Origin of the sequence: Pseudomonas sp. NPDC089530 (assembly GCF_050280705.1) — a bacterium.
Taxonomy (GTDB): Bacteria; Pseudomonadota; Gammaproteobacteria; order Pseudomonadales; family Pseudomonadaceae; genus Aquipseudomonas.
Window position 1 is genome coordinate 3,269 of the sequence record NZ_JBNNVU010000147.1, and the last position, 4,820, is coordinate 8,088.

Annotated in this window: 6 protein-coding genes; 2 read left to right on the forward strand and 4 right to left on the reverse strand. The window is 59.4% G+C overall.

Going from position 1 to position 4,820, the window contains the following annotated elements; genetic code table 11:
- Positions 1–548, reverse strand: a 548-nt coding sequence (locus ACQKQA_RS28875; RefSeq protein WP_427564607.1) for a YceD family protein, incomplete at its 3' end; no start/stop codon positions are given.
- A 105-nt stretch (positions 549–653) separates the two neighbouring features.
- On the opposite strand from ACQKQA_RS28875, the gene ACQKQA_RS28880 reads away from it, so the two are divergent.
- Entirely contained in the window at positions 654–1,232 is a 579-nt protein-coding gene (locus ACQKQA_RS28880; protein ID WP_427564608.1) for a Maf family protein, read from the forward strand.
- A gap of 55 nt (positions 1,233–1,287) precedes the next feature.
- Here the strand turns inward: ACQKQA_RS28880 and sppA are convergent, their stop codons facing one another.
- Genes sppA through rluC form a run of 3 tightly spaced genes read right to left on the reverse strand, consistent with a single transcriptional unit; the run spans position 1,288 to position 3,907 of the window.
- On the reverse strand, positions 1,288–2,277 hold the full coding sequence (gene sppA, locus ACQKQA_RS28885) for a signal peptide peptidase SppA (RefSeq protein WP_427564609.1): 990 nt from the start codon (positions 2,275–2,277) through the stop codon (positions 1,288–1,290).
- Between the two features lie 21 nt (positions 2,278–2,298).
- A complete protein-coding gene (locus ACQKQA_RS28890; protein WP_427564610.1) occupies positions 2,299–2,961 on the reverse strand; it encodes an HAD-IA family hydrolase in 663 nt (220 codons plus the stop codon).
- Positions 2,951–3,907 carry a 23S rRNA pseudouridine(955/2504/2580) synthase RluC gene (rluC, locus tag ACQKQA_RS28895; RefSeq protein WP_427564611.1) on the reverse strand — a complete coding sequence of 319 codons (957 nt, stop codon included), beginning with the start codon at positions 3,905–3,907 and terminating at the stop codon, positions 2,951–2,953. Before rluC ends, ACQKQA_RS28890 begins: the two co-directional genes overlap by 11 nt.
- Positions 3,908–4,623: 716 nt before the next feature.
- On the opposite strand from rluC, the gene ACQKQA_RS28900 reads away from it, so the two are divergent.
- Positions 4,624–4,820 (forward strand): hypothetical protein (locus ACQKQA_RS28900; RefSeq protein ID WP_427564612.1); only part of this gene is annotated, 197 nt, incomplete at its 3' end.

Below are 4,820 nucleotides of genomic sequence, written 5' to 3' on the forward strand. Positions count from 1 at the left end.
TTGGCGGCCTGAGAGAATCGAGGCGCAAAGCGCCCCCACCAAAATTGCACCAATACACTGAACGGGTTGGACCGCGTTACCTCGTCCTCGCTCGGTTCGGGCTCATCGAGCCCCGCCGGCTGCTGGCATTCTTCCGGATGATGAGCAGGCACGATGGGCAAGGCAAGCAAAAGCTCTTCCTCGATCAACGCCTGCAGATCCAAAGGATCTTCGCCCAGTTCCAGCACGTCATAACCTTTCGGCAACGACTGGGTATTCGCACCCTCCTTCACCACAGCGTAACTGCACTCACTGTGGATCGGCAGGGTGACCAGCTCAAGACAACGCTGGCAAACCATTTTGACTTCGACGTCGATGGAGCTGTGGATAACTACAGCTTTACGCTCGTCACGCTCGAAAACGAATTTAGCCTGCACCGTACCGACATTGTCGGAAAGCGGGTCGCAGAGTCTCTCCAAATCAGCCAGCAGCAGTTCACCTTGAAGGGTGGTGCCACGGTCAGCCAATTTGCGCGGGTCAACGTGAGGTGGAATCGGGTCATTCAACATAGGCGCAGCATTATAGGGATGCCCCCGGCCATGTCAAAGGAAATTCAGCCCTGTGCGTCACTTGCCAGCCCCGCTAGAATTCGCGGCCTGCCTCAGGAGATGCGCATGCTGCCTTTATTACTTGCCTCAAGCTCGACCTACCGCCGCGAATTGCTCACCCGCCTGCGCCTGCCATTCACCTGCAACTCACCGGATATCGACGAAAGCCGTCGCCCCGGGGAATCCGCCATCGACCTGGTCAAACGCTTGGCCGCAGAGAAGGCCCAGGCACTGGCCGCCACCCACCCAGAGCACCTGATCATTGGTTCCGACCAGGTCGCGGTACTCGGCGAGCGCATTATCGGCAAGCCCCACTCCTTCGAAAAGGCCCGCGAGCAATTGCTCGCCGCCAGCGGCGCCAGCGTGAGCTTCCTTACCGGCCTGGCCCTGCTCAACAGCAAGACCGGCCACTGCCAGGTGGACTGCATCCCCTTCACCGTGCATATGCGCGAGCTGAGCCCTGCCCGCGTCGAGCGCTACCTGCACGCCGAACAACCCTACGACTGCGCCGGCAGCTTCAAGGCCGAAGGCCTGGGCGTCAGCCTGTTCCGCAGTACCGAGGGCACAGACTCCAGCAGCCTGATCGGCCTGCCACTGATCCGCCTAGTGGACATGCTGCTTATCGAAGGCGTTGAAATCCCCTGACTCACGCCCATAAAAAAGCCGACCCACAAGGTCGGCTTTTTCGATAACCGCACAATCAGCGTAGCGTCGGCCCCTGGAAGCCCATCCACATGGCCAGGTGCTCGGCAACGCTGGCACCCAGCTTCTTCGAGAAGCGATCGAACGGCGACTCTTGAACAGTGAAGTCCACCAGGTCCTTCTCGCCGACCACATCCCGGGCAACCGAGCTGGCACTACCCAGACCATCGATCAACCCCAGTTGCAACGCCTGCTCGCCGGACCAGACCAGGCCAGAGAACAACTCCGGATGATCTTTATCCTTGAGACGCTCGCCACGCCCCTGTTTGACGCTGGCAATGAACTGGCGATGGGTGGTATCCAGCACGCCCTGCCAGAACTGGGTTTCCTCAGGCTTTTGCGGCTGGAACGGATCAAGGAACGACTTGTGTTCGCCCGAAGTGTAGGTACGACGCTCTACCCCGAGCTTCTCCATGGTGCCGACAAAACCGTAACCGGCCGCCGTGACACCAATGGACCCCACCAGACTCGCCTTGTCGGCATAGATCTGATCGGCAGCGCTGGCGATGTAATAGGCGCCGGAAGCCCCGAGATCGGAGATCACCGCGTACACCTTGGTATTCGGATGCAAGCCACGCAGACGACGGATTTCGTCATAGACATAACCCGACTGCACCGGACTGCCACCCGGACTGTTGATCCGCAGCACAATGCCCTTGACCTTCGCATCCTCGAACGCCGCTCGCAGACTGGTGACGATGTTATCGGCACTCGCCGGCTCCTTGTCCGCGATCAAGCCTGACACTTCGATCAGCGCCGTGTAGCTGGCCCCGCGGGTGGCGTTCTTTTCCATATCCATCAATGGTGTGAAGAACAGCAGCGCCAAAAACAGATAAACGAAGGTCATGAGCTTGAAGAAAATCCCCCAACGCCGTGAGCGGCGCTGCTCTTGCACACCGGCCAGCAGGGTCTTTTCCAGCAACTTCCAGCTTTTATCGTCAGCATTGTCGGCAGCCGCTTTAGTGGGCGCCTTCCATTCGTCGGTCATGCTTTTTCAACCCCGAAAAGCTCAGTTGCTCCGCTGGCTGAGCCAGGCATGCAACTGAGGAAAACTATCGATAGCCAGGCGCGGTTCATAAGCCTGCAAGGCCTCCAGCGACTGGGCGCCATAACTGACCGCAACCGACGCCATGCCTGCGTTGCGCGCCATCAGCAGGTCGAAGGAGGAATCCCCCACCATCAACGCCTGCTCGGGACGCACCTCGCAATGCGCCAGGATCTGCTCGAGCATCAACGGATGAGGCTTGCTCGCGGTTTCGTCGGCGGCCCGGGTGATATCGAAATAATCCTCCCAGCCATGGGCCCTCAACACCCGATCCAGGCCACGACGCGCCTTGCCGGTCGCCACCGCCAGATGATACCCCTCGCACCGAAACGCTTCGAGGGACTGCACCACCCCCGCGAACAGCGGAGAAGGCTCGGCCTCGAGGGCGATGTAGTGATCGGCATAGTGCTGGCGGAAATCGACCAGTTCGGCATCGCCGATTTCCGGATACAGCGTACGAATCGCCTCCGGCAGCCCCAGACCGATGATGCCCTTGACCGCAAAATCATCGCAGCGGGCGAACCCCGAACGATCGGAGGCCACATGCATCGACTCGACGATCCGACCAATGGAATCGGCCAGGGTGCCATCCCAATCGAAGATCAGCAGCTTGTAATCAGGGTGCACTGAGACGCTCCACGGTGTTGGCCCACATCTCGTCCACCGGCGCTTGCAACTTCAGCTCACCGCCATCGGGCAGCGGCACGGTCAGCATGTAGGCATGCAGAAACAGGCGCTTGCCGCCCAGGTCGCGAATTTCCTTGGTGAAATCGTCATCGCCGTACTTGCTGTCACCGGCGATGCAATGCCCGGCGTGCAGGGTATGCACCCGAATCTGGTGGGTGCGACCGGTCACCGGCTTGGCCTCGACCATGGTGGCGAAGTCACCGAAACGGCGCAGCACCTTGAACAGGGTCAAGGCCTCCTTGCCCTCTTCGTTCACCTCGACCATACGCTCGCCGGAACGCAGGTTGCTCTTGAGCAGCGGCGCGCGGACCTGCTTGACCGAAGTCGCCCAATTGCCACGAACCAGCGCCATGTAACGCTTGTCGACACCGTCGCCACGCAAGGCCTCATGCAAGTGACGCAGCATGCTGCGCTTCTTGGCGATCATCAGCAGGCCGGAGGTATCGCGGTCGAGGCGATGCACCAGCTCCAGCTCCTTGGCATCCGGACGCAACTGACGAAAGGCTTCGATGACCCCGAAATTCAACCCGCTGCCGCCGTGCACAGCGATGCCAGCGGGCTTGTTGATCACGATCAGGGCTTTGTCTTCGTAGACAATCGACGCTTCCAGGCGCTGCAACAGCCCCTGCGCCACCGGCACAGGCTCGTCACGCTCTGGCACGCGCACAGGCGGCACGCGCACGATATCGCCCGCCTGCAGCTTGTATTCAGGCTTGATCCGGCCCTTGTTCACTCGCACTTCGCCTTTGCGCAAAATGCGATAAATCAAGGTCTTGGGCACGCCTTTGAGCCGAGCGAGGAGGAAATTGTCGATTCGTTGGCCGGCATATTCCGGCGAGACCTCAAGCAGTTGAACGCCTGGGGTCGAAGGGGCTGTAGTCGTCATGGCGCAAATGATAACAATTTTTTATGGATTTGAAGCACTTAATGATTACTGCTATAGTCGCGAACGCCGCCAAAAGCGGCCTGGACAGCGGACCAACGGCCAACAGCCGGCCCTGACCAACGCAATTCACCAGGACGCAAGGCCGTCCTACGGGGCTTTCGCTACGAACGGTAGAGTTTTGCAGTTGTAACAAGCGCAGGTGACATGAGGCCTGAAGCCCGCCGAAAAGCAGAGTTTGCACTCGCCTTTCGAGCAAATATTAACGGCCAGTTCACAAAGTGCAGTCAGCTACGGACGAACCCGAGCGAACGCTTCGGAAACACCGCCTAAATTAGCCATGATGCGTGACCTCCCCTTTCGGAGCTCACGGTAAATGCCAACCCGCTGCGGAATCTGCGCGCGGCAGCACCCGAATTATCAGGGATACGTGTAGGGTGGAGATGCACAACCGTCGGACTGTGTAGCATTAGGCTTGTTCAAGACGCTTCATATCGTCCACAGCCACCGGTTGATTCCTCCTCCTGATTGAGCTTTTGCTTAAGAGGTGCCTTTTGTCACCCCAGCAAGCAGGACGCGTGAGTCGCGAATTCGCCCCAACTGGCCGGATCTCGCTAGACACTGGAGCGCTCAACCGCTCCTGACGCACCTGACACCGACCGTGAGAAGTCGTGTGTGCCGAACGCCGTTTCCGGCAGCCCGGAAACCGACGGTACTACATGAAAAGAATGCTGATTAACGCAACTCAACCCGAAGAGTTGCGTGTTGCACTGGTAGATGGCCAACGCCTCTACGACCTGGACATCGAATCCGGTGCACGCGAGCAAAAGAAGGCCATGGTTATTCCTTGCTGGCGTTCCAGACCGGTCTTCCGTTGCTGGCGGAAAAGGCCCGTCGCCAGGGGCTCGCGGCCATG

What these genes read in the sequence shown, in the direction of transcription:
- sppA (WP_427564609.1), bottom strand. Translation starts at nt 2,277, where the DNA reads ATGACCGACGAATGGAAGGCGCCCACTAAAGCGGCTGCCGACAATGCT.
- ACQKQA_RS28880 (WP_427564608.1), top strand. Translation starts at nt 654, where the DNA reads ATGCTGCCTTTATTACTTGCCTCAAGCTCGACCTACCGCCGCGAATTG.
- rluC (WP_427564611.1), bottom strand. Translation starts at nt 3,907, where the DNA reads ATGACGACTACAGCCCCTTCGACCCCAGGCGTTCAACTGCTTGAGGTC.